Annotated in this window: 24 protein-coding genes; 9 read left to right on the top strand and 15 right to left on the bottom strand. The window is 66.5% G+C overall.

Annotated features, from left to right (window positions below; translation table 11 throughout):
• Positions 1–17: 17 nt before the first annotated feature.
• From mrdA to BZL41_RS10000, 5 genes are read right to left on the bottom strand one after another with little or no spacing between them, the layout of a single operon-like run.
• A complete protein-coding gene (gene mrdA, locus BZL41_RS10020) occupies positions 18–1,913 on the bottom strand; it encodes a penicillin-binding protein 2 (protein ID WP_095599156.1) in 1,896 nt (631 codons plus the stop codon).
• A gap of 9 nt (positions 1,914–1,922) precedes the next feature.
• Complete coding sequence (gene rlmH, locus BZL41_RS10015) at positions 1,923–2,390, bottom strand: 23S rRNA (pseudouridine(1915)-N(3))-methyltransferase RlmH (RefSeq protein ID WP_095599155.1); 468 nt, start codon at positions 2,388–2,390, stop codon at positions 1,923–1,925.
• A gap of 9 nt (positions 2,391–2,399) precedes the next feature.
• Positions 2,400–2,759, bottom strand: a complete 360-nt coding sequence (gene rsfS, locus BZL41_RS10010; RefSeq protein WP_084335374.1) for a ribosome silencing factor — start codon at positions 2,757–2,759, stop codon at positions 2,400–2,402.
• Between the two features lie 22 nt (positions 2,760–2,781).
• The gene (nadD, locus tag BZL41_RS10005) at positions 2,782–3,429 is read right to left on the bottom strand and encodes a nicotinate-nucleotide adenylyltransferase (protein ID WP_095599154.1); all 648 of its coding nucleotides are present in this window, start codon (positions 3,427–3,429) and stop codon (positions 2,782–2,784) included.
• Complete coding sequence (locus BZL41_RS10000; protein ID WP_095599153.1) at positions 3,429–4,688, bottom strand: glutamate-5-semialdehyde dehydrogenase; 1,260 nt, start codon at positions 4,686–4,688, stop codon at positions 3,429–3,431. Before BZL41_RS10000 ends, nadD begins: the two co-directional genes overlap by 1 nt.
• A 260-nt stretch (positions 4,689–4,948) precedes the next feature.
• Between BZL41_RS10000 and BZL41_RS09995 the strand changes: the two genes are divergently transcribed.
• Positions 4,949–6,175: an alpha/beta fold hydrolase gene (locus BZL41_RS09995; protein ID WP_095599152.1), complete on the top strand. Its 1,227-nt coding sequence runs from the start codon at positions 4,949–4,951 to the stop codon at positions 6,173–6,175.
• Between the two features lie 10 nt (positions 6,176–6,185).
• Here BZL41_RS09995 and BZL41_RS09990 read toward each other — a convergent pair whose 3' ends face one another.
• Positions 6,186–7,055: a class I SAM-dependent methyltransferase gene (locus tag BZL41_RS09990; protein ID WP_095599151.1), complete on the bottom strand. Its 870-nt coding sequence runs from the start codon at positions 7,053–7,055 to the stop codon at positions 6,186–6,188.
• Between the two features lie 180 nt (positions 7,056–7,235).
• Here BZL41_RS09990 and BZL41_RS09985 point away from each other — a divergent pair, with 180 nt between their 5' ends.
• Together BZL41_RS09985 and BZL41_RS09980 are read left to right on the top strand one after the other, a co-directional pair.
• Positions 7,236–7,955, top strand: a complete 720-nt coding sequence (locus BZL41_RS09985) for a DNA-3-methyladenine glycosylase (RefSeq protein ID WP_095599150.1) — start codon at positions 7,236–7,238, stop codon at positions 7,953–7,955.
• Positions 7,948–9,267: a bifunctional DedA family/phosphatase PAP2 family protein gene (locus BZL41_RS09980; protein WP_095599149.1), complete on the top strand. Its 1,320-nt coding sequence runs from the start codon at positions 7,948–7,950 to the stop codon at positions 9,265–9,267. Before BZL41_RS09985 ends, BZL41_RS09980 begins: the two co-directional genes overlap by 8 nt.
• A gap of 177 nt (positions 9,268–9,444) precedes the next feature.
• Here BZL41_RS09980 and BZL41_RS09975 read toward each other — a convergent pair whose 3' ends face one another.
• The 3 genes from BZL41_RS09975 to BZL41_RS09965 form a co-directional block, all read right to left on the bottom strand.
• Entirely contained in the window at positions 9,445–10,035 is a 591-nt protein-coding gene (locus BZL41_RS09975; protein WP_095599148.1) for an LON peptidase substrate-binding domain-containing protein, read from the bottom strand.
• An 84-nt stretch (positions 10,036–10,119) separates the two neighbouring features.
• Positions 10,120–10,836, bottom strand: coding sequence for an LrgB family protein (locus BZL41_RS09970; protein ID WP_095599147.1), 717 nt, complete (start codon positions 10,834–10,836; stop codon positions 10,120–10,122).
• Positions 10,833–11,195, bottom strand: a complete 363-nt coding sequence (locus BZL41_RS09965; RefSeq protein WP_095599146.1) for a CidA/LrgA family protein — start codon at positions 11,193–11,195, stop codon at positions 10,833–10,835. The genes BZL41_RS09970 and BZL41_RS09965 overlap by 4 nt, the downstream gene beginning before the upstream one ends.
• 165 nt (positions 11,196–11,360) lie before the next feature.
• Here BZL41_RS09965 and BZL41_RS09960 point away from each other — a divergent pair, with 165 nt between their 5' ends.
• From BZL41_RS09960 to BZL41_RS09950, 3 genes are all read left to right on the top strand, one after another.
• A complete protein-coding gene (locus BZL41_RS09960; RefSeq protein ID WP_084335365.1) occupies positions 11,361–11,816 on the top strand; it encodes a MaoC family dehydratase in 456 nt (151 codons plus the stop codon).
• Between the two features lie 102 nt (positions 11,817–11,918).
• Positions 11,919–13,640, top strand: coding sequence for a C13 family peptidase (locus BZL41_RS09955; protein WP_095599145.1), 1,722 nt, complete (start codon positions 11,919–11,921; stop codon positions 13,638–13,640).
• A gap of 27 nt (positions 13,641–13,667) precedes the next feature.
• Entirely contained in the window at positions 13,668–14,309 is a 642-nt protein-coding gene (locus tag BZL41_RS09950) for an oxidoreductase (protein WP_095599144.1), read from the top strand.
• Between the two features lie 12 nt (positions 14,310–14,321).
• On the opposite strand, the gene BZL41_RS09945 is transcribed toward BZL41_RS09950, so the two are convergent.
• Positions 14,322–15,281 carry a LysR family transcriptional regulator gene (locus BZL41_RS09945; RefSeq protein WP_256578122.1) on the bottom strand — a complete coding sequence of 320 codons (960 nt, stop codon included), beginning with the start codon at positions 15,279–15,281 and terminating at the stop codon, positions 14,322–14,324.
• 112 nt (positions 15,282–15,393) lie between these two features.
• Between BZL41_RS09945 and BZL41_RS09940 the strand changes: the two genes are divergently transcribed.
• The 3 genes from BZL41_RS09940 to BZL41_RS09930 all read left to right on the top strand — a co-directional run bounded on the left by BZL41_RS09940 (position 15,394) and on the right by BZL41_RS09930 (position 19,668).
• Positions 15,394–17,130, top strand: a complete 1,737-nt coding sequence (locus tag BZL41_RS09940; RefSeq protein WP_095599143.1) for an IlvD/Edd family dehydratase — start codon at positions 15,394–15,396, stop codon at positions 17,128–17,130.
• A 102-nt stretch (positions 17,131–17,232) separates the two neighbouring features.
• Positions 17,233–18,378, top strand: a complete 1,146-nt coding sequence (locus BZL41_RS09935) for an aldose epimerase family protein (RefSeq protein ID WP_095599192.1) — start codon at positions 17,233–17,235, stop codon at positions 18,376–18,378.
• Between the two features lie 216 nt (positions 18,379–18,594).
• Positions 18,595–19,668, top strand: a complete 1,074-nt coding sequence (locus BZL41_RS09930; RefSeq protein WP_095599142.1) for a hypothetical protein — start codon at positions 18,595–18,597, stop codon at positions 19,666–19,668.
• A gap of 92 nt (positions 19,669–19,760) precedes the next feature.
• On the opposite strand, the gene dgoD is transcribed toward BZL41_RS09930, so the two are convergent.
• The 5 genes from dgoD to araG are packed head-to-tail and all read right to left on the bottom strand — an operon-like array spanning position 19,761 to position 25,051.
• A complete protein-coding gene (gene dgoD, locus BZL41_RS09925) occupies positions 19,761–20,909 on the bottom strand; it encodes a galactonate dehydratase (protein ID WP_095599141.1) in 1,149 nt (382 codons plus the stop codon).
• 10 nt (positions 20,910–20,919) lie between these two features.
• The gene (locus BZL41_RS09920) at positions 20,920–21,549 is read right to left on the bottom strand and encodes a 2-dehydro-3-deoxy-6-phosphogalactonate aldolase (protein WP_095599140.1); all 630 of its coding nucleotides are present in this window, start codon (positions 21,547–21,549) and stop codon (positions 20,920–20,922) included.
• Positions 21,531–22,517 carry a 2-dehydro-3-deoxygalactonokinase gene (locus BZL41_RS09915; RefSeq protein ID WP_095599139.1) on the bottom strand — a complete coding sequence of 329 codons (987 nt, stop codon included), beginning with the start codon at positions 22,515–22,517 and terminating at the stop codon, positions 21,531–21,533. Before BZL41_RS09915 ends, BZL41_RS09920 begins: the two co-directional genes overlap by 19 nt.
• Positions 22,518–22,548: 31 nt before the next feature.
• The gene (araH, locus tag BZL41_RS09910; RefSeq protein ID WP_095599138.1) at positions 22,549–23,517 is read right to left on the bottom strand and encodes an L-arabinose ABC transporter permease AraH; all 969 of its coding nucleotides are present in this window, start codon (positions 23,515–23,517) and stop codon (positions 22,549–22,551) included.
• Between the two features lie 19 nt (positions 23,518–23,536).
• The gene (gene araG, locus BZL41_RS09905) at positions 23,537–25,051 is read right to left on the bottom strand and encodes an L-arabinose ABC transporter ATP-binding protein AraG (protein ID WP_095599137.1); all 1,515 of its coding nucleotides are present in this window, start codon (positions 25,049–25,051) and stop codon (positions 23,537–23,539) included.
• Positions 25,052–25,189: the final 138 nt, after the last annotated feature.

The following is a 25,189-nucleotide window of genomic DNA, read 5'->3' as shown; positions in this document are numbered from 1 at the left end:
ACAGGGTACGGTCGAAGTTACCGTTCATGGGCGAGCACCTCCGCGGGCCGGGGCTCGGCGAATTCGGGTTTCAGTTGGCCGTTCTCGTCCAGCAGCCAGGCGTCCATCACCTGCTTGACCACCGGTGCGGCAACACCGGAGCCGGACTCACCGTTCTCCACCATCACCGCCACGGCGATCCTCGGGTTGTCTGCCGGGGCGAAGGCGACGAACAGGGCGTGGTCGCGATGGCGCTCCTGCACCTTGGAGCGGTCGTACTTCTCGCCCTGCTTGATCGCCACCACCTGGGCGGTACCGCTCTTGCCTGCGATGCGATAAACCGCGCTGTCGCCCACCTTGCGCGCAGTGCCGCGCGGCCCGTGGAGCACCATTTCCATGCCGTTTCGCGCATAGTCCCAGAACTTCGGATCTCGCAGCACGATATCGGGCATCGGATTCTCGTCCACCGGCGGCTTGCCCTCGATGCTCTTGGCCAAGTGCGGGCGAATCCACTTGCCGCGGTTGGCCATCAGCGCCGTGGCCTGCGCCAGTTGCAGCGGCGTCGCCTGCATGTAGCCCTGGCCGATGCCGAGGATCAGCGTCTCGCCGGGATACCAGGCCTGACGGTAACGGGCGCGCTTCCAGTCGCGCGAGGGCATCAGGCCCTCGGCTTCCTCGAACATGTCCAGGGATACGCGTTGGCCGATGCCGAAACGCGACAGATAGTCGTGCAGCCGATCGATGCCCATCTTGTGGGCGAGGTCATAAAAATAGGTGTCGTTGGAGCGCATGATCGCCATCTCCAGGTTCACCCAGCCGTCGCCGCTGCGGTTCCAGTTGCGGTACTTGTGATCGTAATTGGGCAATTGATAGAAGCCTGGATCGAACACCCGCGTCGCCGGCGTCACCACCCCGGCGTCCAGCCCGGCCACCGCCACCATCGGCTTGATCGTCGAACCCGGCGGGTAGAGCCCCCGCAGCACGCGGTTGTAGAGCGGCCGGTCGATGGAGTCGCGCAGCTCGGCGTAGTCCTTGAAACTAATGCCGGTGACGAACAGGTTGGGGTTGAAGCTCGGCTGGCTGACCATCGCCAGCACGTCGCCGGTGGCCGGTTCGATCGCCACCACTGCGCCACGGCGCCCCCCCAGGGCGGCCTCGGCGGCTTCCTGCAGCTTCAGGTCGAGGGTCAGGGTCAGGTCCTTGCCGGGGGTCGGGTCGGTGCGCTTGAGCACCCGCAATACCCGCCCGCGGGCATTGGTCTCGACTTCCTCGTACCCCACCTGGCCGTGCAACTGGTCTTCATAGAAGCGCTCGATGCCGGTCTTGCCAATATGGTGGGTGCCGCTGTAGTCCACCGGATCGAGCTTCTTCAGCTCCTGTTCGTTGATCCGTCCGACATAGCCGACCGAATGGGCGAAATGCTCCTTCTGCGGATAGTGCCGGACCAATTGGGCAGCCACCTCCACGCCGGGCAGGCGGAACTGGTTGACCGCGATACGGGCGATCTGGTCCTCGCTCAGCTCGAACAGCACCGGCACCGGCTCGAACGGCCGCCGCCCCTGCTTCATGCGCTTCTCGAACAGCGCGCGGTCGTCCGGGGTCAGCTCCAGCACCTCGACAATGACGTCCAGCACCTTTCCCCAGTCGCCGGCCCGCTCGCGGGTTACCGTGAGACTGAAACTCGGCCGGTTATCGGCAATGATCACGCCATTGCGATCGAAGATCAGCCCGCGGGTCGGCGGAATCGGCTGGACGTGGACCCGGTTGTTCTCCGACAGGGTCGAGTGGTACTCGTACTGGATCACCTGCAGGTAATACAGCCGCGCCACCAGCGCCAGGATCAGCGCCACCACCACCACGGCACCCGCGATGACGCGGCTGCGTACCAGGCGCGCATCCTTTTCGTGGTCTTTCAGGCGGATCGGCTGCGGCATCGGTGACGGTTACTTGTGATAGGGGTGGCCGGACAATACCGTCCAGGCCCGGTAGATCTGTTCGCCGATCAGGATGCGAACCAGCGGGTGCGGCAAGGTCAGCGGCGACAGCGACCAGCGCTGCTCGCTGCGAGCGCAGACCTCCGGTGCCAGCCCTTCCGGCCCGCCCACCATCAGGTTGACGGTCCGCGCGTCCAGCCGCCAGCGATCCAGCTCCGTCGCCAGTTGTTCGGTGCTCCAGGGCTTACCGTGCACCTCCAGGGTGACGATGCGCTCGCCCGGCTGCACCTTGGCCAGCATGGCCTCGCCCTCCTGACGGATCAGGCGCGCCACGTCGGCATTCTTGCCACGGGTGTTCAGCGGGATTTCCACCAGGTCGAGCGCCAGCTCGGGCGGCAGGCGCTTGGCATATTCCTGCCAGCCCTCCTCCACCCAGCGCGGCATGCGCGAACCGACGGCGATCAGCTTGATACGCACGGCGGTCGCTTACTCGTGATCGGAACCGTGTTGCGCGCGGCTCTGCTCGGCGCCCTGCCAGAGACGCTCAAGGTCATAGAATTGACGGGTGGCGACCTGCATCACATGGACCACCACGTCGCCCAAGTCGAGCAGGGCCCATTCGCCACCGTCCAGGCCTTCGCTGCCCAACGGTCGCACGCCGTTTTCCTTGACCTTCTCCAGCACGTTGTCGGCAATCGACTTCACGTGACGGCTGGAGGTACCGCTGGCGATTACCATGTAATCGGTGACGCTGGTCTTGCCGCGGACATCGATGGTGGTGATGTCCTGGGCCTTCATGTCTTCCAGGGCGTCGATCGCCAGCTGGACCAGTTGATCGTTCTGCATGAGTGGTTCTGTTGCCTCGTGTTCAATTCGTCGGCGCACGGTACAGCCCGTGCGCATTGATGTAAGCCAGCACCGCATCGGGTACCAGGAAACGCACCGATCTGCCGCTGGCCAGCCGTTGGCGGATCTGGGTGGCCGACACTTCCAATGGCGTTTGCCAGACGAAAGCGATGTGGCCACTCGGCCCGGTGAGGGCCTGTGGATCGTTGATGCTGCGCGCGGCGACCAGGTCGCGCAGGCTTTCCGGGGGCTCGCTGTCGGCATCCGGCCGCTGCAGCACCAGGATGTGGCAGTGATCGAGCAGCTCCTCCCAGCGGTGCCAGCTCGGCAGACCGCAGAAGGCATCCCAGCCCAACAGCAGGAACAACTGATCTTCCGGCGCCAGTTCGGCGCGCAGGGACTCCAGGGTGTCGATGCTGTAGGACGGCTTGTCGCGCTTCAGCTCGCGATCGTCCACCGTGAGCGGCGGCAGGCCCGCCACGGCCTGCTCGACCATCGCCAGCCGGTCGGCCGCCGATACCTGCGGCGTGTTACGGTGCGGCGGACGCGCGCTGGGAATCAGGCGCAGTTCGTCGAGACCGAACTGTTCGGCCACCTCCAGCGCGCCGCGCAGATGGCCGATATGCACCGGGTCGAAGGTGCCGCCGAGAATGCCGATCCGTTTCGCCATCAGCCGCGCAGCTGACCGTCGCCGATCACCACGTACTTCTCGCAGGTCAAGCCTTCCAGGCCGACCGGACCGCGTGCATGCAGCTTATCGGTGGAAATGCCGATCTCCGCGCCCAGGCCGTACTCGAAGCCGTCGGCGAAGCAGGTCGGGGTATTGAGCATCACCGAGCTGGAGTCCACCTCGGCGAGGAAGCGCCGGGCATGGCCCTGGTGCTCGGTGACGATGGAGTCGGTGTGGTGCGAACCGTAACGGTTGATGTGCGCGATGGCCTCGTCGAGCCCATCGACCACGCGGATCGACAGGATCGCCGCCAGGTACTCGGTGCTCCAGTCCTCTTCCTTCGCCGGCTCGGCCTGGATCAGCGCACGGGTGCGCTCGCAACCGCGCAGCTCGACGCCCTTCTCCACGAACATCTGCGCCATGGCCGGCAAGAAGGCCGCGGCCACCGCCTGGTCCACCAGCAGGGTTTCCATGGCACCGCAGATACCGTAGCGGTAGCACTTGGCGTTGAAGGCGATGCTCCGGGCCTTTTCCAGGTCGGCCAGCGCATCGACGTAGACATGGCAGATGCCGTCCAGGTGCTTGATCACCGGCACGCGGGCATCGCGGCTGATGCGTTCGATCAGGCCCTTGCCGCCACGCGGAACGATCACGTCGACGAACTCCGGCATGGCGATCAACGCGCCTACGGCAGCGCGGTCGGTGGTATCCACCACCTGCACCGCCGTGTCCGGCAGCCCGGCCTCGGCCAGCCCCTGGCGGATGCAGGCCGCGATGGCACGGTTGGAATGGATCGCTTCGGAACCGCCGCGCAGGATGGTGGCATTGCCGGACTTCAGGCACAGGCTGGCGGCATCGATGGTCACGTTCGGCCGCGACTCGTAGATGATGCCGATCACGCCCAGCGGCACGCGCATCTTGCCGATCTGGATGCCCGAGGGGCGGTAGCTCATGTCGCGGATCGCACCGACCGGGTCGGGCAGCGCGGCGACCTGGCGCAACCCTTCGATCATCGAATCGATGCGCGCCGGGGTCAGGGCCAGGCGGTCCAGCAGGGCTGGCTCGAGATCGTTCGCCTTGCCCTGGTCAAGATCCTTCTGGTTGGCGGCGGCCAGCTCGTCGCGGGCGGCGTCGAGGGCGGCGGCGGCGGCCAGCAGGGCGCGGTTCTTCTGCGCGGTACTGGCCTGGGCGATCACCCGCGAGGCGTCGCGCGCGGCGCGGCCCAGGCGGGTCATGTAGTCGAGCACGGACTCGGTCATGGTCTCGGAGGTCTGGCAGTCGAGGAAAGCGGCTGATTATAGCGGGGCCGGGAGCCCGCGCCCAGCGGCGTCGGGCGGATGGCAGACGAGGCGTTATGCCACACCGGAAGTAACGCCGTGACGCGCCGTTCCTGACCGCTGGGATGAATGGAGACGTCCGCCCGCCCGAAGGTTGGGTGAACAAATGTGCTACCGGTGATTACCTTCCCCTGGAGGGTGCCGCCAGAACAAGAAGAAGCGGCCGCCAGGGAGATGCCTGCATGCAATACCGTACCGACTTCAGTGCCGGCCAGCTCGGCGCCGCCCCGGAAGTGCTCGAAGTGGGCCCCTGGCGCCTGCATTACCAGGCCTTCGCCGCCCATACGGAAGACGGCCGCGCACCGGTGCTGCTGCTCGGCGGGGCGTTCCAGAGTTTCCGCTCCTTCACCAGCGAAGTCGCCGAACTGCTCGCCGAACACCCGGTGATCTTGCTCGACCTGCCCAGCCAGGGCGGCAACCCGCAGCTCGCCCCGGAACTGACGCTGGCCGACCTCGCCGACCTGATCGCCGCCTTCGCCGAGGCCCTGCACATCCCGCCGCTGATGCCCATCGGCCTGTCCTACGGCTCGGCCATCGCCGCCCTGTTCGCCGCCCGCCATCCGCGTCATTGCGCGCGCCTGCTGCTGGCCGGCATCACCGCCTTCGGTCGCCCCGGCGCCCGGCTGTTGCTGGAGGAAAGCCTGGCGCTGCTCGCCGAAGGCCGTCATGCAGCGTTTGCCCAGGGGGCCCTGAACGGCCTGATCAATCCGTTGCGCGTGCAGGAAACCGAGGTCTCGCCGACCTTCCGCAAGGCCCTGCTGCGCCAGTTGCAACGCCTGACGCCCGAGGAAATCGAGCGTTACCGGCAGAACAGCCGGCGCCTGCTGGCGTTCCCCGGCTTCGACCGCCACCCGCAATGCCCGACGCTGGTGCTCGCCGGCGAACACGACCACTTCACCCAGCCCTGGGAACATGCCCTGTTCGCCGCCACCTGCGCCAATGCCGATTGCGCGCTGATCCACGGTGCCGACCACCTGGCCCAGTTCGAGCGCCGCGAAGCCTGCGCCGGCCTGTATGGCCCATTCCTGAGAGGTGAGGCGCTGCCGCTGGCCAGCCCGGGCAGCACCCGCCTGGCTCGCGACGGCCTGCAACTGCTCGATCGCCGCCACGAACCGCGCCTGCCGCCCCGCCAGCGCAAGGCGCTGCTACACCACGACCAGGGCGGCGACTGGCCGGTGGAACTGAATGAGCTGGGCTTCTTCGGCGGCCACCTGCTCGCCGACCTCCCGGACGAGCTGCCGTGGCGCGGATGGCAGTTGCTGACAGCCGACCTCCCCGCCCTCGACCTGCTACCCTTGCGGCGGACCGCAGGCGGACTGGCGTTCATCTTCTCCCACATCGAGCCCCAGGCCAGCACGGCGCTGGCGGCGCATATCGCTCCGCCGGCACCGCGGGCGGCCTGCGCCTGAGTCTTCGCGATCAGCGCAGGCTAGCGCCGATACTCGCCTCGATCACCCGCACCAACGTCGGCACCTTCGACGGGCGCAGGCCGAGGCCAGGGCTTTCCCGGCTCGGGTCGAGTACGCGGGTGTTGTGAAAACCACAACGCCCGAACGCCTCGCGGATTTCCTCATGGCTGCGGTAATGCAGCGGGTAGCTGCCACGGGTCAGGCGGCCGATGAAGTCCACCGCCCAGCGCAACTGGCGGTAATGCGGATGCTCGCGCAGGTCCGGGTAGAGCTCGGTGAGGTAGGTGGCGCGGGGAAATTCGGCGAGCTGCACGGCGAGCCGGGCCCAGAAGCCCTCGATCAGCGGACGCTCGAAGTAGTTCACCAGCCCCTCGGTGATCACCACCACCGGGTAGTTCGGATCGAGCCCGGCGAACAGCGCCTCCAGGCTGTTCGGGCCGCGCTCGGCGAGGATATCCACTGCGCGAACCTGATGACGGTTGTCCAACCAGCCTTCGCCGTGCAGCAACAGACGCTTGCGCGCCGCCATCGGCGGCAGGTCGGCTTCCACGTAGTGCAGGTCCGGGTAACGCACCCGGAAGCGCCGGCCACGAGGCGACAGGCCGCAGGCGATCTCCACCACCTGACGCACCCCGCCCTGTTCGATGGCGGCGGTCAGGCGCGCATCGATCAACAGGTGGCGCTGGAGCAGGAAGTGCTCGACATCCAGGCCGAAGCCCACCCGCGCGGCCCAGGCCACCGGCGACAGCACGCCGTGGGCGAAGCGGCCGAAGCCGGTGACGAACGCCGGCTCGGCCAAGTGATGGCGATACCAGACGTAACCCGTGTAGTGGGCACTGGGCGTGATGTGGGCGCTGTCGGTGCGGGTGGAGCGGCTCATGCTGGCACTCTTGTCGTTATGCCCGCAGGCTAGGCCAGCCAAGCGAAGCGGACAATCCGGCGGAGCGCACGCCCAACCTAAGTTGGCCGCCGGTGTCCCATGCCTTGTTACAACTCATCGGCGGGTGTGCGGCGGGCTTGGTTATCATGTCCGGCATCCCAGCCTGGACCGCTTCCCTGTATGCCCGATTCGCTCCCTGCCGATCTGCCCTGGCCCGGCGCCCGGCCATTGCCGGGCGCCTTCTTCGACCGCGATGCCCAACTCGTCGCCCGCGAACTGCTGGGCAAGGTGCTGCGGCACAAGGTCGGTGACCTCTGGCTGGCGGCGCGAATCATCGAGACCGAGGCCTACTACCTCGACGACAAGGGCAGCCACTCGTCCCTCGGCCATACCCACTCGCGGCGGGCCATGTTCATGGATGGCGGGCACATCTACATGTACTACGCCCGCGGCGGCGACACCCTGAACATCAGCGTCCACGGCCTGGGCAACGCCGTGCTGGTGAAATCCGGGCATCCCTGGCTGGACGCCGTCTCCGGGGCGGAGAGCCTGGCCCTGATGCAGTGCAACAATCCAGACGCTAACGGCCACCCACGACCGGCCGAACGCCTCTGCGCCGGGCAAACGCTGCTGTGCAAGGCACTCGGCCTGAAGGTGCCCGAATGGAACGCCCGGCGCTTCGACTGGCAACGGTTTTTCGTCGAGGATGTCGACGAACACCCTATCGGCATCATCCAGACCACACGCCTTGGCATTCCGCTGGGGCGCGACGAGCACCTGGCCTATCGCTTCGTCGATGCCGGCTTCGCGCGTCACTGCACACGAAACCCGCTACGGCGCGGACAGGTCGAAGGTCGCGACTTCCATCGTCTCGTCCACGGGAACCCCATCCATGAGTGAATGGCTCGACACCCTCACCGCCTGGCTTTCCGCCCACCCGCAGTGGCTGGGGCTGGCCTTGTTCGTGGTGGCCTGCACCGAGTGCCTGGCCATTGTCGGCCTGCTGATGCCCGGTGCCGTGCTGCTGTTCACCCTTGCGGTGCTGGCCGGCAGCGGCGCCCTGGGGCTCGGCGAGACGCTGCTGCTGGCCTACTGCGGCGGGCTGCTGGGGGATTTGTTGTCCTATGCGCTGGGGCGACGCTTCCACCAAAACATCCGGCGTCTTCCCGGCTTGCGTCACCACCCGGAATGGATGGCCGGCGCGGAAATCCATTTCCACAAATACGGTTTCGCCAGCTTGTTAGTGGGGCGCTTCATCGGTCCGCTGCGGCCCATGCTGCCGATGGTGGCCGGCATGCTCGATATGCCGTTCGGCCGTTTCCTGCTAGTGAGTCTGCTGGCGTCGGTCGGCTGGGCGCTGGCTTACCTGCTGCCCGGCTGGGCCACCGGCGCGGCCCTGCGCCTGCCGCTGCCGGAGGGTTTCTGGAGCGAGGCGGCTCTGGTCGCGGCTCCCCTGGGCCTGCTGCTCGGGCTGTGCATCCACTTCAGCCTGCAACGGCATCCGAGAGTCCCGCTGCTGACCGCCGGGCTGTGCTTGGCCGCCCTGTCCGCGCTGTTCGTCGGCTGGCCGCAGCTCGATCGCCTCGATCAGGGCTTGCTGGCGTTGCTGCAGGAGCACCGTCATGCCTGGGTCGACCGACTGATGGTAGTCGCCACCCGGCTCGGCGATTTCAAGACCCAGGTGGTTGCGGGCACCCTGCTCTGCGCGCTGCTGCTGTTCGCCCGGCAAAGGCGAGCGGCGCTTTTCGCCATCGGCAGCCTGCTCGGCACGGCGCTGGCCAACGGCAGCCTGAAATGGCTGTTCGCCCGGGTTCGCCCGGACGTGCTGGTGCATCCCTTGGAGAGCTACAGTTTCCCCAGCGGACACAGCTCGGCGGCCTTCGCCTTCTTCCTCACCCTCGGCGTACTGGCCGGCCGAGGCCAACCGCCGCGCCTGCGCCTGACCTGGCTGCTGCTGGCCTGCCTGCCGGCGCTGGTGATCGCCTTGTCGCGGGTCTACCTGGGCGTGCACTGGCCGACCGATATCCTCGCCGGCGCCCTGCTCGCCGCGACCTTCTGCGCCGCCAGCCTGAGCCTGGTGCAACGCCACGCCGCGTTGCCGGCGCTGGCGCCACGGGTCTGGTGGCTGGTGCTTCCCGCCACCCTCGCGCTGCTCGGCAGCATCGCCACCTGGGCCTTGCCGGAGGCGATGGAGATGTACCGGTATCGGTGAAAATGCGGGCGAATGAATTCGCCCCAGATGCGGGAGCAACCGTGGGAGCGAATTCATTCGCGATGACGGGGCTGAGTGTGCACCGATTCGCGAATGAATTCGCTCCCACAAGAAGGTGGCTCACCATAAAACGCACCGACTTGTAGGGGCGAATTCATTGGCCCAATGGGTTACGTCTTAAGCCGTCATTTCGCTCTGGAAGTCGTCGAGCAGCTCCTGGATGAAGTCCAGGCGTTGCGCCGGGTCGTTGAGCAGCAGGAGCTGCAGCTTCTGCGCCGGGCTGAACGGCAGCAGGTAGGCGAGCTGGTTGGCCAGCGCCTGCTGGCTGGTCACCGTTCCACTCATGCCCAGCGCCTCGACCATCGGGTGTTCCACCAGCACCGTGAGCAGCGCCATCAGGTCGGCATGCTCGCCCAGCAGCGGGCGGTCCGGCGCCTCGCTCAGCCAGTCCACTTCGGCCAGGGTGAGCTGGTCCGGCTGCACCGTGGCGCGGTTGACGCGAAAGCGCCGGCCACCCTCGACGCGAATTCCCAGCAGGCCATTGGGACGTTGTTGCCAGTCACGGATCAGCGCCTCGCAGCCGATCGCGGCGAAGCGGCTGGCGGCCTCGCCGGTTTCCTCGCCCTCGATGATGCACACCACGCCGAAGCCTTCTTCCTGTTTCAGGCAGCGCCCAAGCATGTCCAGGTAACGCGCCTCGAACAGTTGCAGATCGAGCATACAGCCGGGAAACAGCACGGTGTTGAGCGGGAACAATGGGAAATTCATGTACAAGCCCCTCATCGATAAATCGCGGCCCCCTCCTTCCAGAGAGCGGATCGGGCCGCGATGGTTCAAGGCGACAGGGCCATATCAGGCCAGCAAGGCCACCACCAGCGGCAGCACCACGGCAGTGGCCATGCCCATCAGGCTCATGGCCAGGGCGGCGAAAGCGCCACACTCCTCGCCTTCCTGCAACGCCCGCGAGGTACCGACGGCGTGGGCGGTGAGGCCGAGGGCCATGCCCTGGGCCGCTGGATGACGCACGCCGATGAGGCGCAGCAGCTCCGGGCCGAGGATCGCGCCAAGCACTCCGGTGATCAGCACGAACACCGCCGCCAGCGCCGCCACGCCACCGATCTGGTCGGCCACCAGCATGGCAATGGGCGAGGTCACCGACTTCGGCGCCATGGTCATCAGCACCATGCGCTCAGCGCCGAAGGCCCAGGCCAGCGCCACGCCCGAAACGGTCGCCACGACACCGGCGATCAGCAGGGTCAGCAGCGTCGGCCAGAACAGTTGGCGAATCCGCCGCAGGTTGAGGAACAGCGGCACCGCCAGCGCCACCGTGGCCGGGCCAAGCAGCACGCTCAGCACTTCCACGCTCTTGCGGTACTCGGCGTAGGTCAGGCCGCAGAGCAGCAGCACGCCGATCAGCACCAGCATGGACACCAGCACCGGCTGAAGGAATACCCAGCGGGTCTTCTCGTAGGCCGCCAGTGCCAACTGGTAGGCGGCCAGGGTAATGCCGACGCCGAACAGCGGATGGTGGATCAGCGCCTGCCAGGCACCCTGCCAGTCGAGGCTCATGTCGGCTCCCGGCGGCGCATCTGGCGCTCGATCAGCTTCTGCATCAACCAACCGGCGAAGGCCAGCGACAGCACCAGGGACAGTGCCAGCGCGCCGACGATGGCCCAGAAGTCGGCGGCGATCGCCGCCGCATAGACCATCACCCCCACCGCCGGCGGCACCAGCAGCAATGGCAAGTAGCGCAGCAGACTGGAGGCCGCGATATTGAGCGGCTCGCCCACTTCGCCACGCATCAGCAGGAAGATGAACAGCAACACCAGCCCGATGATCGGGCCCGGCAGCATGGGCAGGATGAGTACCGAAAGAACGGTGCCGATCAGTTGAAACAGCACCAGCCAGGTCAGGCCGCGTAACAGCATGGGGGTCTCCACAATCAAGCGGGCCATTATAGGCATGCCGGCGGCGCGCTATAACCCGCCATTCGCCAAGGCGATGCAGGCTTGACCCTGCGCCCCCGCCATGCTGATCTTAGCGGCACGTTCGCATCCAATAACAACAACACCCCGCGTCCTCAAGGAGGATCTATGCCGTTCGTACCCGTAGCAGAACTGAAGGACCATGTAGGCAAGGAGCTGGGTCGCTCCGAGTGGCTGACGATCGACCAGCAGCGTATCAACCAGTTCGCCGAATGCACCGGCGACCACCAGTTCATCCATGTGGACCCGGAAAAGGCTAGGCAGACTCCCTTCGGCTCCACCATCGCTCATGGCTTCCTGTCGCTGTCGCTGATCCCCATGCTGATGGAAAAGATCATGATCATGCCCCAGGGCCTGAAAATGGCGGTCAACTATGGCCTGGACAGCGTGCGCTTCATCCAGCCGGTGAAAGTGGACTCCCGGGTACGCCTGGTGGTGACCCTCACCGACGCCAACGAGAAAAACCCCGGCCAGTGGCTGCTCAAGGCCCGCGCCGTGCTGGAAATCGAAGGCCAGGAGAAGCCCGCCTACATCGCCGAGCCGCTGACGCTCTGCTTCGTCTGATCCACGCCTCGACGGAACCGGGGCGCGGCGACGCCCCGTTTTCATTTCTGTCGTCCAGTTGCGGCATACTGCGGCGAAACGCCCGTCTCCCTGGAATCCCCCATGCGTCGCCGATTCGCCTCCCTGGCTCCCCTTAGTCTCGCCCTGCTGCTCGCCGCCTGCGGTGACGGCGAACCGCTGCTGCCACCGGATGGCGTGCTGCCGGACGGCGGACGCTACCGGGGCGAGCTGGTCGACGGCCGGCTGCATGGCCACGGCCGGATCGACTACCCCAACGGCAGTTGGTCCGAAGGCGAATTCCGCAATGGCCTGCAGGAAGGGCCGGGCACTTGGCACGGCCCGTCCGGGGATACCTACACGGGCGGTTTCCACCAGGGCCAGTTCGATGGCCAGGGCACTCTGGTCTACCGCGATGGGACCCGCTACCGGGGTGGCTTCAAGGCCGGTCGCATGCACGGCGAAGGCACCTTCGAGCAGAACGGCCTGGTCTATCGCGGCGAATTCCGCGACGACCGCTTCCACGGCCTCGGCAGCCTGGAGCGGCCGGATGGCAGCCGCTTCCTGGGCCAGTTCGTGCGTGGCGAACCGAATGGCGAAGGGGTGCGCCACGACACCGACGGCGGCCAGTTGAGCGGACGCTTCCGCAAGGGACAACTGGATGGCGAAGGCAGCTACCAGGGCAGCGACGGCGGGCGCTACAGCGGGCTGTTCAAGAACGACCTGTTCCATGGCCGGGGTCGCTACGAAAGCGCCAACGGAGATGTCTGGCTCGGCTCGTTCAAGGACGGCGCGCTGAACGGTCCCGGCGAGTTCCACGGTGCCGACGGCAGCCGCTACCTGGGCGAGTTCCGCGACTGGCGCTACCACGGCGAAGGCCGCTTGGACCTGCCCGACGGCAGTCATTACCAAGGCCGTTTCGCCAACGGCGACTACCAGGGCAAGGGCACCCTGACCCTGGCCGACGGCAGCCGGCAGAACGGCACTTGGCGGAACGGCCGGCTGGTCCTCGATGCCCAGGGCCGTACCCAGGCCGACCCGCTCGAACTCGGCCTGCTGGAACAGGGCCGTCTGCTCGACCAGGCCCTAGCCGCCCTGCCCGCCTCCACCCCGGCGATGGAACTGTACAGCCTGACCCTGGCTGGCGACGGCAAGCAGAGCGTGTTCCTGCGCGAGGCCGATTATGTCAGCCAACTGCTCGGCAAGCGCTTCGGCGCCTATGGCCAGGTCACCCTGGTCAACCACCGCGACCACCTGGCCGACCGTCCGCTGGCCACCCGCGAGAGCCTGTCCCGCGCGGTGCAAGCCATCGCCGAACGCAGCGGCCCGGAAGACTTGGTGTTCATCTACCTGACCAGCCACGGCTCGCACACCCATGAACTGGCGCTCGACCAGCCGCGCCTGCAACTCGCCGACCTGCCTGCCCGAGAACTGGCCACCCTGCTCCAGCCACTCAAGGATCGGCACAAGGTCCTGGTGATTTCCGCCTGCTACTCCGGCGGTTTCATCCCGCCGCTAAAAGACGGCAAGACCCTGGTGATGACCGCCGCACGCGCCGACCGGGTGTCCTTCGGCTGCTCGGAAGAAGCCGACTTCACCTACTTCGGCCGGGCTCTGTTCGCCGAAGCCCTGCAGGAGACCGACGACCTGGAGAAGGCTTTCGCCCTGGCGAAGGAGACGGTCGCCGAGCGCGAGAAGGCCGACGGTTTCGAACCGTCGGAGCCGCAGATCTGGGCGCCCAAGGCCGTCATCGCCCACTGGCGCACGCTGCGCGAACAACAAGCCGCGAAAACCCTCACGGCCAACGCCGGCCAAACATCCGACTAAGCTGATGGGTATCAGCGGAGACCAACCATGTACCTGACGCCCCAGCGCATTCTGCTTGCCGGCGCCACCGGCCTCACCGGCGAACACCTGCTCGACCGGCTGCTCAACGAACCCACCATCGAGCGCGTGCTGGCCCCCACCCGTCGCCCGCTGGCCGAGCACCCGCATCTGGACAATCCGGTGGGCGAGCTGTCCGGCCTGCTGCCGCAACTGGAGGGTCCGCTGGACACCGCCTTCTGCTGCCTCGGCACCACCATCAAACAGGCCGGCTCCCAGGAAGCCTTCCGCGCGGTCGACCACGACCTGGTGTTGGCGGTCGGCGCCCGCGCCCTGGAACTGGGAGCGCGGCATTTCCTGGTGATCAGCGCCATTGGCGCCAACCCCACGTCCTCGGTGTTCTACAACCGGGTCAAGGGCGAGATGGAAGAGGCGCTCAAGGCGCAGGGTTGGCCGCAACTGACCATCGTCCGCCCGTCCCTGCTGCTCGGCCCGCGCAGCGAGTTCCGCCTCGGCGAACGCCTGGCCGCGCCCGTGCTGCGCTGGCTGCCGGGCAAATGGCGCGGCATCGGCGCCTGCACCCTGGCCCGCGCAATGTGGCGCCTGGCCCTGGAGGAAGGCCGAGGCGTGCGCGTGGTCGAGTCGGACGAACTGCGCCGCCTGGGCCGCTGAGCAGGCGGCCCGCTAAGCGCGCCGCACGGCCTCTGCTGCGCATTCGCGCAACAGCGCCAGCACGTTGCGGGACACCGGCGCCAGCAGTTCCTCGTTGCGGGTGATGATGCCGTAGGCCATCAGGTTGCGATTGAGAGCCTCCTCGATGCCCGCCGCCACCGGCACCACGGCTAGCATGCCGTAGCGCGCGTAATGCGCCACCACATCGCGCGGCAAGACAGTGAGCATGTCGTTCCGCTCCAGCAGGGTGGTCACCATCAGCAGGTTCTCCGCGTTCACCACCCGGGTCGGCGGTAGCATGCCAACCTGCTGGAACAAAGCATCGAACTCGTAGCGCAACACGCTGCCCGACGGCGGCAGTACCCAATCGGCTTCATGCAACTCGGTGAAAGACAGCACCCCTTCGACCAGCCCGGCCCGTGCGCATACGCATAGCGGCTCCTGGAACAAGGGCTCGAAGCGCATCCCGTCCTGCCCACCCTCGGCGAAGAAACGCGCCACCAGGAAATCCAGCTCGCCATCCTCCAGCAGCGCCATCAAGTCGCGGCTCGCGCCGGTGCGGACACTCAGCTCCAGGTGCGGATGGCGCTGCTTCACGCGGCGGATCACCTCCGGCAGCAACTCCGCGCAGGGCGTCAGGATGGTGCCGATGCGCACATGACCGCTCTGCCCGGCGCGCAGGGCATTGACCTCGTCGAAGGCGCTGTCCAGGTCGGTGAGCAGGCGGCGAGCGTGACGGATCATCGACTCGCCATAGAGGGTCGGCACCACGCCCCGGGCCTGTCGCTCGAACAGCTCCACGCCGAGTCCCTCCTCCAGTTCCTTGAGCAGCTTGGAGATCGCCGGCTGGGAAATCCCCAGCCCCTCGGCGGCGCGGTTGAGGTTACCGGTCTCGCCCAAGGCGACCAGCAGCGGAATATGCCGACTTTTCAGGCGGGCGCGGACGAACCAAATGCTATTGAGAGGCTTCAAGCTATATCCATCCATGTATCGCTTAAGCGGGATTACATATTTGTTGATGATACCTGGTCCTGTCTACGCTCAATTCCGGCTATTGCCGCGCAGTCCGACAGGAAAGACCGCCATGACCGATAAGAACATCAAACTCCGCTCCGCCCAGTGGTTCGGCACTGCCGACAAGAACGGCTTCATGTATCGCAGCTGGATGAAGAACCAGGGCATCCCCGACCACGAATTCCAGGGCAAGCCAATCATCGGCATCTGCAATACTTGGTCCGAGCTGACGCCGTGCAACGCGCATTTCCGCAAGATCGCCGAGCACGTCAAGCGCGGTGTGTACGAGGCCGGCGGCTTCCCCGTGGAATTCCCGGTGTTCTCCAACGGCGAATCCAACCTGCGTCCCACCGCCATGCTCACCCGCAACTTGGCGAGCATGGACGTGGAGGAAGCCATTCGCGGCAACCCGGTGGACGCCGTGGTGTTGCTCGTCGGCTGCGACAAGACCACCCCCGCGCTGCTGATGGGCGCCGCCAGTTGCGACGTGCCGGCCATCGTCGTCACCGGCGGGCCGATGCTCAACGGCAAGCACCACGGCCGCGACATCGGTGCCGGCACCATCGTCTGGCAGATGCACGAAGCACTGAAGGGCGGCCTGATCGATCTCAACGAATTCCTCTCCGCCGAGGCCGGCATGTCGCGCTCGGCCGGCACCTGCAACACCATGGGCACCGCCTCGACCATGGCCTGCATGGCCGAGGCCCTGGGCACCTCGCTGCCGCACAACGCGGCTATTCCGGCGGTGGACGCGCGCCGCTACGTGCTCGCCCATCTTTCCGGCATGCGCATCGTCGACATGGTCTGGGAAGACCTGCGCCTGTCCAAGGTACTGACCAAGGCCGCGTTCGAAAACGCCATCCGGGTCAACGCGGCGATCGGCGGCTCGACCAACGCGGTGATCCACCTCAAGGCCATCGCCGGGCGCATCGGCGTCGACCTCGAACTGGACGACTGGACCCGCGTCGGCCGGGGCACACCGACCATCGTCGACCTGCAACCGTCCGGGCGCTTCCTGATGGAGGAGTTCTACTACGCCGGCGGCCTGCCGGCAGTGATCCGCCGCCTCGGCGAGAACGGCCTGCTACCCAACCCCGAGGCACTGACGGTGAACGGCAAGAGCCTCTGGGAGAACTGCGCCGATGCACCGATCTACGGCAAGGACGAAGTGATCCGCACCCTGGACAACCCGATCCGCGCCGACGGCGGCATCTGCGTCCTGCACGGCAACCTGGCGCCGCAGGGTGCGGTGCTCAAGCCCTCGGCGGCCAGCGCCGAGCTGATGCAGCACCGCGGTCGTGCCGTAGTCTTCGAGAACTTCGAGGACTACAAGGCACGCATCAACGATCCCGACCTTGACGTCGACGAGACCTGCGTGCTGGTCATGAAGCACTGCGGGCCCAAGGGTTATCCGGGGATGGCCGAGGTCGGCAACATGGGCCTGCCGCCCAAGCTGCTGGCCAAAGGCATCACCGACATGGTGCGCATTTCCGACGCCCGCATGAGCGGTACCGCCTATGGCACCGTGGTGCTCCACGTGGCGCCGGAGGCGGCGGCCGGTGGCCCGCTGGCGGTGGTGCGCAACGGCGATTTCATTGAACTGGACTGCGCCAATGGCCGTCTGCACCTGGACATCCCCGACGCCGAGTTGCAGGCACGCCTGGCGGACCTGCGCCTGCCCGAGCGGATCTGGGACGGCGGCTATCGCCGGCTCTACGTCGATCACGTGATGCAGGCCGACCAGGGCTGCGATTTCGACTTCCTGGTCGGCTGCCGGGGCGCGGAGGTACCGCGCCACTCGCATTGACCGAATCGCTTCAAGCGGATGCCCCTGCCAGGCCGTCCCGGACATCCGCCTGTAAACCGGCACGGAAGCGTGCCGCTGACCTACAACAAAAAGGTGGCCTCGATGAAACATGCTCGGATTCTCAGCGGACTCGGTTTATCAATGATGATCGGCATCGCCCAGGCCCAGGGCCTCTCCAGCGAGCGCGGCAGCTTCGGCACACTGCCCGACGGCAGGGCAGTGGAGAAATTCACCCTGCGCAACAGCCAGGGCATGGAGGCAGTGGTCATCGCCTACGGCGGCATCCTCCAGGCGCTACGGGTACCAGACAAACAGGGCAAGGTCGATGACATCGTGCTCGGCTTCGACAACGTCGACGGCTACCTGAAGAACGGCAACGTCTACTTCGGCGCCACCATTGGCCGCTTCGGCAATCGCATCGCCGAAGGCCGCTTCGTGCTGGACGGCAAGACCTACCAGATCCCGCAGAACAACGGCAGCAACGCCCTGCACGGCGGGCCGGAAGGCTTCGACCGCAAGCTCTGGCAGGCCACCCCGCACGACGAGGACGGCTGGGTCGGTGTGCAGCTCAGCTATGTCTCGCCCGACGGCGAGATGGGCTTTCCCGGCACCCTCACCACCCGCGTCACCTACAGCCTCAACGACGCCAACGAACTGCGCATCCAGTACCACGCCACCACCGACAAACCCACGGTGCTCAACCTGACCAACCACAGCTACTTCAACTTGGCCGGTGCCGGCAGTCCGAGCATCCTCGAGCAGGTCGCCACGCTGCACGCCTCGCGCTACACACCGGTCAACGACAAGCTGATCCCTACCGGCGAACTCCCGGACGTCGCCGGCACGCCCATGGACTTCCTCACCCCCACCGCCTTCGGCAAGCACATCAAGGACGACCACCCGCAACTGAAATTTGCCGAACCCAAGCAGGGCGGCTTCGACTTCAACTGGCTTCTCGATACCGGTGGCGACCTGAGCAAACTGGCCGCCGAAGTCACCGATCCGGCCTCCGGCCGGGTGCTGCAGATGTACACCACCGAACCCGGCGTGCAGCTCTACACCAGCAACTTCCTCGACGGCAGCATCCACGGCAAGGGCGGCAAGGCCTACCCGCACTGGAGCGCTTTCACCCTGGAAACCCAGCACTACCCCGACTCGCCGAACCAGCCGGACTTCCCCAGCACCCGGCTCGACCCGGGGCAGGTCTACACGCAGACGACGATCTATAAGTTTCCCAAGGCGAAGTAGGCCACCCCTTCCGTAAAAGGGATGGCTTCGGCCATCCCCCACCTCCCGGAATACCGATCCGCGTCCCGCCAACCGCCCTGGTTCCGTGACATCCAAAGTGAACTCGACGTGACATAGACCACACGGTATTCAAGCCCACCCATTCGGGTGATGGCTGATTGCCTGATGCTCCATGAATCTGCCGGCACCACCGCCATAACAACAACAGGTGCCAACATGCGCAGGCTCTTCTTATTGCTAGTGCTGAGCTTTTCCTCCCTGACCCATGCCGCCGTCGGCGTATTCCCCGACAGCATCTTCCAGAACCTCGACCACGGCCTGTACTGGTTCGGCTATGGCGACACCTGGGAGAAGGCCATCCCCGGCCACGCCAACGCCTATTTCAGCAACAGCAAGCCCACCGTCATCTACATTCACGGTTGGCAGAACGGCAAAACCCGGGCGAAAAACCGCGAAACCTTCAACCGCAAGGACGCCGGCGGCCCGGATCTGGACTTGGCCTACGCCTGGCTCGCGGCCGGCTACAACGTCGGCATCCTCTACTGGAACCAGTTCGCCGACGAAGCGGAAGTGAAAGACGCCGAAGCCAAGATCTGGACCGCCAGCGGCCCGCGCGCGATGCGCTGGCGCAACAGCAGCGGCGCGTACAGCAGCGGCCCGAACAAATCGGTCGGCGACCTGCTGTTCGAACACTACAAGGCCAACATGGCTGGCTACAGCGGCAGCAACATCCGCATCCTCGGCCACTCCCTCGGTAACGAGCTGGCGATTGTCCTGACCAAGAAAATCAGCGACGCCGTGACCGCCGGCACCCTGTCCAGCCGCCTGCTGCCCAAGCGCGTGGCCCTACTCGACCCCTTTTATTCCAACTGGCCCAAGAGCTACCTGGGCAACAAATGGGTCGGCGAGGTGTGCCGCAGCTACGTCAGCGAACTGAAGACCAAGGGCGTGATCTTCGAGGCCTACCGCAGCTCGGCCGTCGCCAGCAACCCTTTCGTCGGCGACGAGAACAAGGGCCTGATGAAAATGACCGCCTTCACCGAACTCAAACCCTGGTACTTCAACGCGGTGCAAATCAGCGAAAAACACTCGGCAGCCGTCTGGCACTATCTCTGGTCGTTCAGCTTCAACCCGCCGTCGATCAGCGGCACCAGCAACCAGGCCGCCTCGGCCAGAACCAGCGACAGCCGCACCGCGGCCCTGATGAACGGCACCAAGAAACTGGTGCACAACCGGGGCATCTACTCCAAGGAACCTTCCGACGACACTTTCGTGGAAGCCAGCCGCTGATCCCCGCGCCCTCTCCCGGAGCGGGAGAGGGCGCGCCAGGCCTGTCCTACAAGCCAACCTCACTCTGGGTGCGACTCATCCCGAGCATCGCCTTACCACTCCGCCACACTCCCATCCGCATGCCGCCACACCGGGTTGCGCCAGCGGTGGCCGGTGCGGGTGCGTTCTATCACGTACTCTTCGTTGACCTCGATACCCAGGCCGGGGCCGTTGGGGAGGGTGACGAAGCCGTCCTGGTAGTGGAAGACTTCCGGGTTGTGCAGGTAGTCGAGCAGGTCGTTGCCTTCGTTGTAGTGGATGCCGAGGCTCTGTTCCTGGATAAAGGCGTTGTAGCAGACGCCGTCCAGTTGCAGGCAGGTGGCCAGGGCGATGGGGCCCAGGGGGCAGTGGAGGGCCAGGGCGACGTCGTAGGCTTCGGCCATGCTGGCGATCTTGCGGGTTTCGGTGATACCGCCGGCGTGGGAGGCGTCCGGCTGGATGATGTCGACGTAGCCTTCGGCGAGGATGCGTTTGAAGTCCCAGCGCGAATACAGCCGTTCGCCCAGGGCGATAGGGGCGCAGGAGAGCGGTGCCAGTTCCTTCAATGCCTCGTAATTCTCACTGAGCACCGGCTCCTCGATGAACATCGGCCGGTAGGGTTCGAGCTCCTTCATGAGGATTTTCGCCATGGGCTTGTGCACCCGGCCGTGGAAGTCCACGCCGATGCCGATCTCGCCGCCCACCGCCTCGCGGATGGCCGCCATGTTGGCCAGTACCGCGTCCACCTTGGCGTGGCTGTCGACGAATTGCATTTCCTCGCAGGCATTCATCTTCACCGCGCTGAAGCCGCGTGCCACCGCCTGTCGCGCGGCGTTGGCGGTATCGGCCGGACGGTCGCCGCCGATCCAGGAGTACACGCGGATGCGCTCGCGCACGCGGCCGCCGAGCAGGTCGGCTACCGACACACCGAGGGCCTTGCCTTTGATGTCCCAGAGTGCCTGGTCGATACCAGCCAGGGCGCTCATGTGGATCGCGCCACCCCGGTAGAAGCCGCCGCGATAGAGCACCGTCCAGTGGTCCTCGATGTGTCGCGGGTCCTTGCCGATCAGGTAGTCGGCCAGTTCCTCGACCGCCGCCGCGACCGTGTGCGCCCGCCCTTCCACCACCGGCTCGCCCCAACCGCTTAGGCCCACATCGGTGTCGATGCGGAGGAACAGCCAGCGCGGCGGAACGAGATAGGTGGTGAGCCCGGTGATTTTCATCGTCGACTTCTCATGGGAACGGAATGGGAGCGGTGGCGGCCTGGACGAAGGCCCGCGCGCGGCGGCCCACTTCGTCGGCATCCATGCCCGGTGCATAGAGCGCCGAGCCGAGGCCGAAACCGGAGGCGCCGGCCCGACGGTAGGCCGCCATGTTCTCCGGCGTGATGCCGCCCACCGGCAACAGGGCGGTCGCGGCGGGCAGCACCGCGCGCCACGCCTTGAGTACGCTGGGGCCGAGCTGTTCGGCCGGGAACAGCTTGAGCACGTCGGCACCCTCGGCCAGGGCGGCGAAGGCTTCGGTGGGCGTCGCCACGCCGGGCGCGACAGCCAGCCCGGCAGCCTTGGCCGCGCAAATCACCTGGGGGTCGCCGTGCGGCATGACGATCAGTTCGCCTCCCGCCGTCCACACCTCTTCCACCTGGGTGACACTCAGTACGGTGCCGGCGCCAATCAGGCAATCGCGCGGCAGGCTCCTGCGCAGAAGGGCGATGCTCTCCAGCGGCTGCGGCGAATTGAGCGGGACTTCGACGACCCGGAAACCGGCATCGTAGAGAGCACGGCCAATGGCTTCCACCTCGTCGGGCTGCACGCCGCGCAGGATGGCGATCAGGCCGTTGGCGGCTAACGCTTGGCGGAGCATGCGCGTACCTCGTCTACGGGATGAATCGCGAGCAGCCCACCCCGCTCCGCGATGCGCCAGAGTCCGGCGGCTGTAGCCTGCGAGGCGAAGCTGAGGGCGCAGAAACCACTGTGTTCCAAGGCCCACAGGTAACGCGCGCAAAGCGCGGAGTTGCCGACCAGCACGATGCGCTGGTGTGGGTCGGCCTGGCAGACCTCGGCCATGGCCATCAATTCGTGGCCGATCAGCAGGCCGGACAGGTAGTCAGCCTGGGACTCGCCACGCAGGCTGCCGGTCAGCACCCGCGTGCGACTGCTGAAGATGGTGGACAGCGGGCCGCCGCGTCCGTCGTCGGAGCGGGCAACGCGCACGCCCTCTTCGAAGGCCGCAGCATCGAAGGCATCGCAAGGGACGACGGTCCGCCCGAGCAAGGTATGCCCCAGAAGCGCGGCGTAGACTTCGCCGGTCATGAAGGTGTGGAAGCGGCCCAGGCGTCCGTCCTCCGCCGTCACCCATTTGCTGTGGCTGCCCGGCAGGCCGATCAGCAGGGGCTCGTCCCGCTCGTCTTCGCCCAGCCCGGCGAGCAGGCCGAACACCTGGGTTTCCTCGCCGCGCATGACGTTTGGCAGTGGACCTTGCTGGATCGCCCCGGGGATCACCCAAAGCATGTTGCCGCGCCGGGTTTCGATGGGGGTCAGCGCCGCGGCCAGTCGCCCGTCGTCCAGCGGCACGTCCACGTAGGCGGCCTCGCGCCAGCCCTGGGCACTGCCGACCATGCCGCAGGCGATCAGCGGCACGCCGGGCTCGGCATCCAGCCAGTCGCCGCAGGCTTCGTCCAGGGCACCTTCGAAGGCGGCGTCACCGCTACCGTCGAGTTGCAAGATGCCGCGCGCCAGGCTGCGCTCTTCCAGCGTTTCGCCAGCCACGCCGAGCCGATAGGCACGCAGCGACGTGGTGCCCCAGTCCAGCGCGATCAGATGCGTTCTCACCGCGATCCTCCCGGCCACACACGGCCGTGTCTCAGCGTTGTTTCAAGCGATCGATGATCACCGCCAGCAGCAGGATCGTGCCGCGGATGACGTACTGGTAGAAGGTGTCGATGTTCTTCAGGTTCATGGCGTTTTCGATGATGGCCAGGATCAGCACCCCGGCGATCACGTGGCGCATCATGCCGATACCGCCGCTCAGGGAGACGCCGCCGAGCACGCAGGCGGAAATCACGGTGAGTTCGAAGCCCTGGCCGATCATCGGCTGCCCGGAGGTCATCCGCGACGCCAGCACCACGCCGGCCAGTGCGCCGATCAGGCCGTGCACGGCGAAGATGACGATCTTGGTGCGGTCGACCCGCACCCCGGCCAGCAGCGCCGCTTCCTGGTTGCCGCCGATGGCCATGGTGTTGCGCCCGTAGGTGGTGTAGTTGAGCAGCCAGCCGAAGAAGATGAAGCAGAGGATGGTGATCAGGATCGGCACCGGCACGCCGAGCAGTTGGCCGTTACCGAAGATGAAGAAGTCTTCCTGCATCACCCCCACCGCCTTGCCGTTGGAGAAGATGTAGGCCAGGCCGCGGACGATCTGCATGGTCGCCAGCGTGGTGATCAATGCGTTGATGCGCAGCTTGGCGATGACGATGCCGTTGACCATGCCCACCGCCAGGCCCAGCGCCAAGGCGGCGGACACACCGAGGAAGACGCTCTCGGTATCGCGCATGACCACTGCGGCGACCACCCCGGAGCAGGCGATCACCGAGCCCACCGATAGATCGAAATGCCCCGAGGCGAGGCAGAACAGCATGGTGCAGGCGGCGATGCCCACCGTGGAGATCGCCAGGCCCAGGCCACGCATGTTCAGCGGCGAGAGGAAGTTCTCGATGAACAGCGCCGAGAGCAGGAAGATGCCCAGCGCCGCCAGCAGCATCGCCCAGTCGTCGAGGAAGCGCCGCATATTGAGGCCTTGCCGGGGAGCCGCCAGGGTCGTTTCTTGAGTCGCCATGGATCACCTCGTGTTTCGTTCAGCCGCGCGAACGCGGCAGGGCCAATTGCAACAGGCGCGATTCCTCCGCCTGCTCGCGCGGCACCTCGCCGGTGATCGCGCCTTCGCTCATGACCAGGATGCGGTCGGATATGCCGATGACTTCCATCAGGTCGCTGGACACCACGATCACCGCGATGCCCTCGGCGGCGAGGTCGTGGATGATCTGGTAGATCTCGGCCTTGGCGCCGATATCGATGCCGCGGGTGGGCTCGTCGAGCAGCAGGACTTTCATCGGCATCGACAGCCAGCGGCCGAGGATCGCCTTCTGCTGGTTGCCGCCGGAGAGATAGAGGATCTGCTGGGCCGGCGATGGGGTTTTTATGCTCAGGGCGCGGATCTGCCGGACGGCGTTGTCGCGCTCCCAGCGCCCCTGGAGCAGGCACCCCAGCCGCGTGTGTCGGCTGCGCGCGCCAATGTTGATGTTCTCCGCCACGCTGGCCAGCGGCACGATGCCTTCTTTCTTGCGGTCCTCGGGACAGAGCAGGATGCCGGCGGCGATGGCGTCGCGCGGGGATGCCAGCACCAGCGGCTGGCCATCGAGAGCCAGACTGCCGGCACTGCTGCGCGTCAGGCCGGCGAGCAGCCGCAGCAGCTCGGTGCGCCCGGCGCCGACCAGGCCGAAGAAACCCAGCACCTCGCCCTTGTTCACCGCGAAGCTGACCGGCTCCTGCAGGCCGGGCCCCAACAGCCCGTCGACCCGCAGGGCCTCGCCGTGCTGCTCGCGGGGGCGGTAGTTGTAGATGTCCTGGATGTCGCGGCCGACCATGCAGGTCACCAGTTGGTCGTGGGTCAGCGCCTGCATGTCCTCGAAGGTGCGCACGAAACGGCCGTCCTTGAATACCGTGACGGCATCGCAGATGCGGAAGATTTCTTCCATGCGGTGCGAGACGTAGAGCACCACCCTGCCCTCGTCGCGCAGGCGGGCGATGATCGCCATCAGCCGGTCGATCTCGCGGGCGGACAGGCTGCTGGTGGGCTCGTCGAAGGCGATCACGTGGGCGTTGCGCGACATCGCCTTGGCGATTTCCACCAGTTGCCGCTGGCCCAGGGACAGGCTGCCGAGGCGCGCCGCCGGGTCGATCTCGTCGGCCAGCCCCTTGAGCAGTTCTCGGGCCTGGCGCAGCATCGCGCGCCGGTTGACCAAGCCGAAGCGGGCCGGCAGGTGGCCGAGCAGCAGGTTCTCCGCCACGCTCATTTCCGGCACCAGATGCAACTCCTGGTGGATCACCGCGACGCCGTTGGCGATGCTCTCGGCCGCCGAGCGGAAGGTCATCTGGCGCTCGCCGATCTGCAGATGGCCGCTGCTCGGCGCATAAGCGCCGCCGAGGATCTTCAGCAGGGTCGACTTGCCCGCGCCGTTCTCACCCATCAGCGCATGCACCGTGCCCGGCCGGGCGACGAAGCTGATCTCCGACAGCGCGCAAACGCCGGGGAACGTCTTGCCGATACCGTGGAAGCGCAGGCTCTCGCCCGCCTTGGCCTGTTCGAACATGACCGTCTCCCGTTCCCCCGCCTCGGTCACCGGACGCGAAACCGCGGGGCTCGGCCCGTCGCGACGGGCCTGCCCGTGGAACGCCCCGTTCATTTCCAGAGACCGATCTTTTTCCGTTCCGCCCGGAAATTCTCCCCG

The sequence above is a fragment of the Pseudomonas sp. PIC25 genome, from assembly GCF_002286785.1.
Taxonomy (GTDB): domain Bacteria; phylum Pseudomonadota; class Gammaproteobacteria; order Pseudomonadales; family Pseudomonadaceae; genus Pseudomonas_M.
The sequence above is the reverse complement of the archived record's forward strand: the minus strand, read 5'-3'. Positions and strand labels throughout refer to the sequence as shown.

Coding starts and splice junctions, on each gene's coding strand:
- dgoD (WP_095599141.1), bottom strand. CDS start 20,909: ATGAAAATCACCGGGCTCACCACCTATCTCGTTCCGCCGCGCTGGCTG.
- BZL41_RS09985 (WP_095599150.1), top strand. CDS start 7,236: ATGCCCGATTCGCTCCCTGCCGATCTGCCCTGGCCCGGCGCCCGGCCA.
- nadD (WP_095599154.1), bottom strand. CDS start 3,429: ATGGCGAAACGGATCGGCATTCTCGGCGGCACCTTCGACCCGGTGCAT.
- araH (WP_095599138.1), bottom strand. CDS start 23,517: ATGGCGACTCAAGAAACGACCCTGGCGGCTCCCCGGCAAGGCCTCAAT.
- araG (WP_095599137.1), bottom strand. CDS start 25,051: ATGTTCGAACAGGCCAAGGCGGGCGAGAGCCTGCGCTTCCACGGTATC.
- rsfS (WP_084335374.1), bottom strand. CDS start 2,759: ATGCAGAACGATCAACTGGTCCAGCTGGCGATCGACGCCCTGGAAGAC.
- BZL41_RS09920 (WP_095599140.1), bottom strand. CDS start 21,549: ATGCTCCGCCAAGCGTTAGCCGCCAACGGCCTGATCGCCATCCTGCGC.
- BZL41_RS09940 (WP_095599143.1), top strand. CDS start 15,394: ATGACCGATAAGAACATCAAACTCCGCTCCGCCCAGTGGTTCGGCACT.
- BZL41_RS09990 (WP_095599151.1), bottom strand. CDS start 7,055: ATGAGCCGCTCCACCCGCACCGACAGCGCCCACATCACGCCCAGTGCC.
- BZL41_RS10000 (WP_095599153.1), bottom strand. CDS start 4,688: ATGACCGAGTCCGTGCTCGACTACATGACCCGCCTGGGCCGCGCCGCG.
- BZL41_RS09930 (WP_095599142.1), top strand. CDS start 18,595: ATGCGCAGGCTCTTCTTATTGCTAGTGCTGAGCTTTTCCTCCCTGACC.
- BZL41_RS09935 (WP_095599192.1), top strand. CDS start 17,233: ATGAAACATGCTCGGATTCTCAGCGGACTCGGTTTATCAATGATGATC.
- BZL41_RS09995 (WP_095599152.1), top strand. CDS start 4,949: ATGCAATACCGTACCGACTTCAGTGCCGGCCAGCTCGGCGCCGCCCCG.
- BZL41_RS09975 (WP_095599148.1), bottom strand. CDS start 10,035: ATGAATTTCCCATTGTTCCCGCTCAACACCGTGCTGTTTCCCGGCTGT.
- BZL41_RS09960 (WP_084335365.1), top strand. CDS start 11,361: ATGCCGTTCGTACCCGTAGCAGAACTGAAGGACCATGTAGGCAAGGAG.
- BZL41_RS09965 (WP_095599146.1), bottom strand. CDS start 11,195: ATGCTGTTACGCGGCCTGACCTGGCTGGTGCTGTTTCAACTGATCGGC.
- BZL41_RS09970 (WP_095599147.1), bottom strand. CDS start 10,836: ATGAGCCTCGACTGGCAGGGTGCCTGGCAGGCGCTGATCCACCATCCG.
- BZL41_RS09955 (WP_095599145.1), top strand. CDS start 11,919: ATGCGTCGCCGATTCGCCTCCCTGGCTCCCCTTAGTCTCGCCCTGCTG.
- BZL41_RS09980 (WP_095599149.1), top strand. CDS start 7,948: ATGAGTGAATGGCTCGACACCCTCACCGCCTGGCTTTCCGCCCACCCG.
- BZL41_RS09950 (WP_095599144.1), top strand. CDS start 13,668: ATGTACCTGACGCCCCAGCGCATTCTGCTTGCCGGCGCCACCGGCCTC.
- mrdA (WP_095599156.1), bottom strand. CDS start 1,913: ATGCCGCAGCCGATCCGCCTGAAAGACCACGAAAAGGATGCGCGCCTG.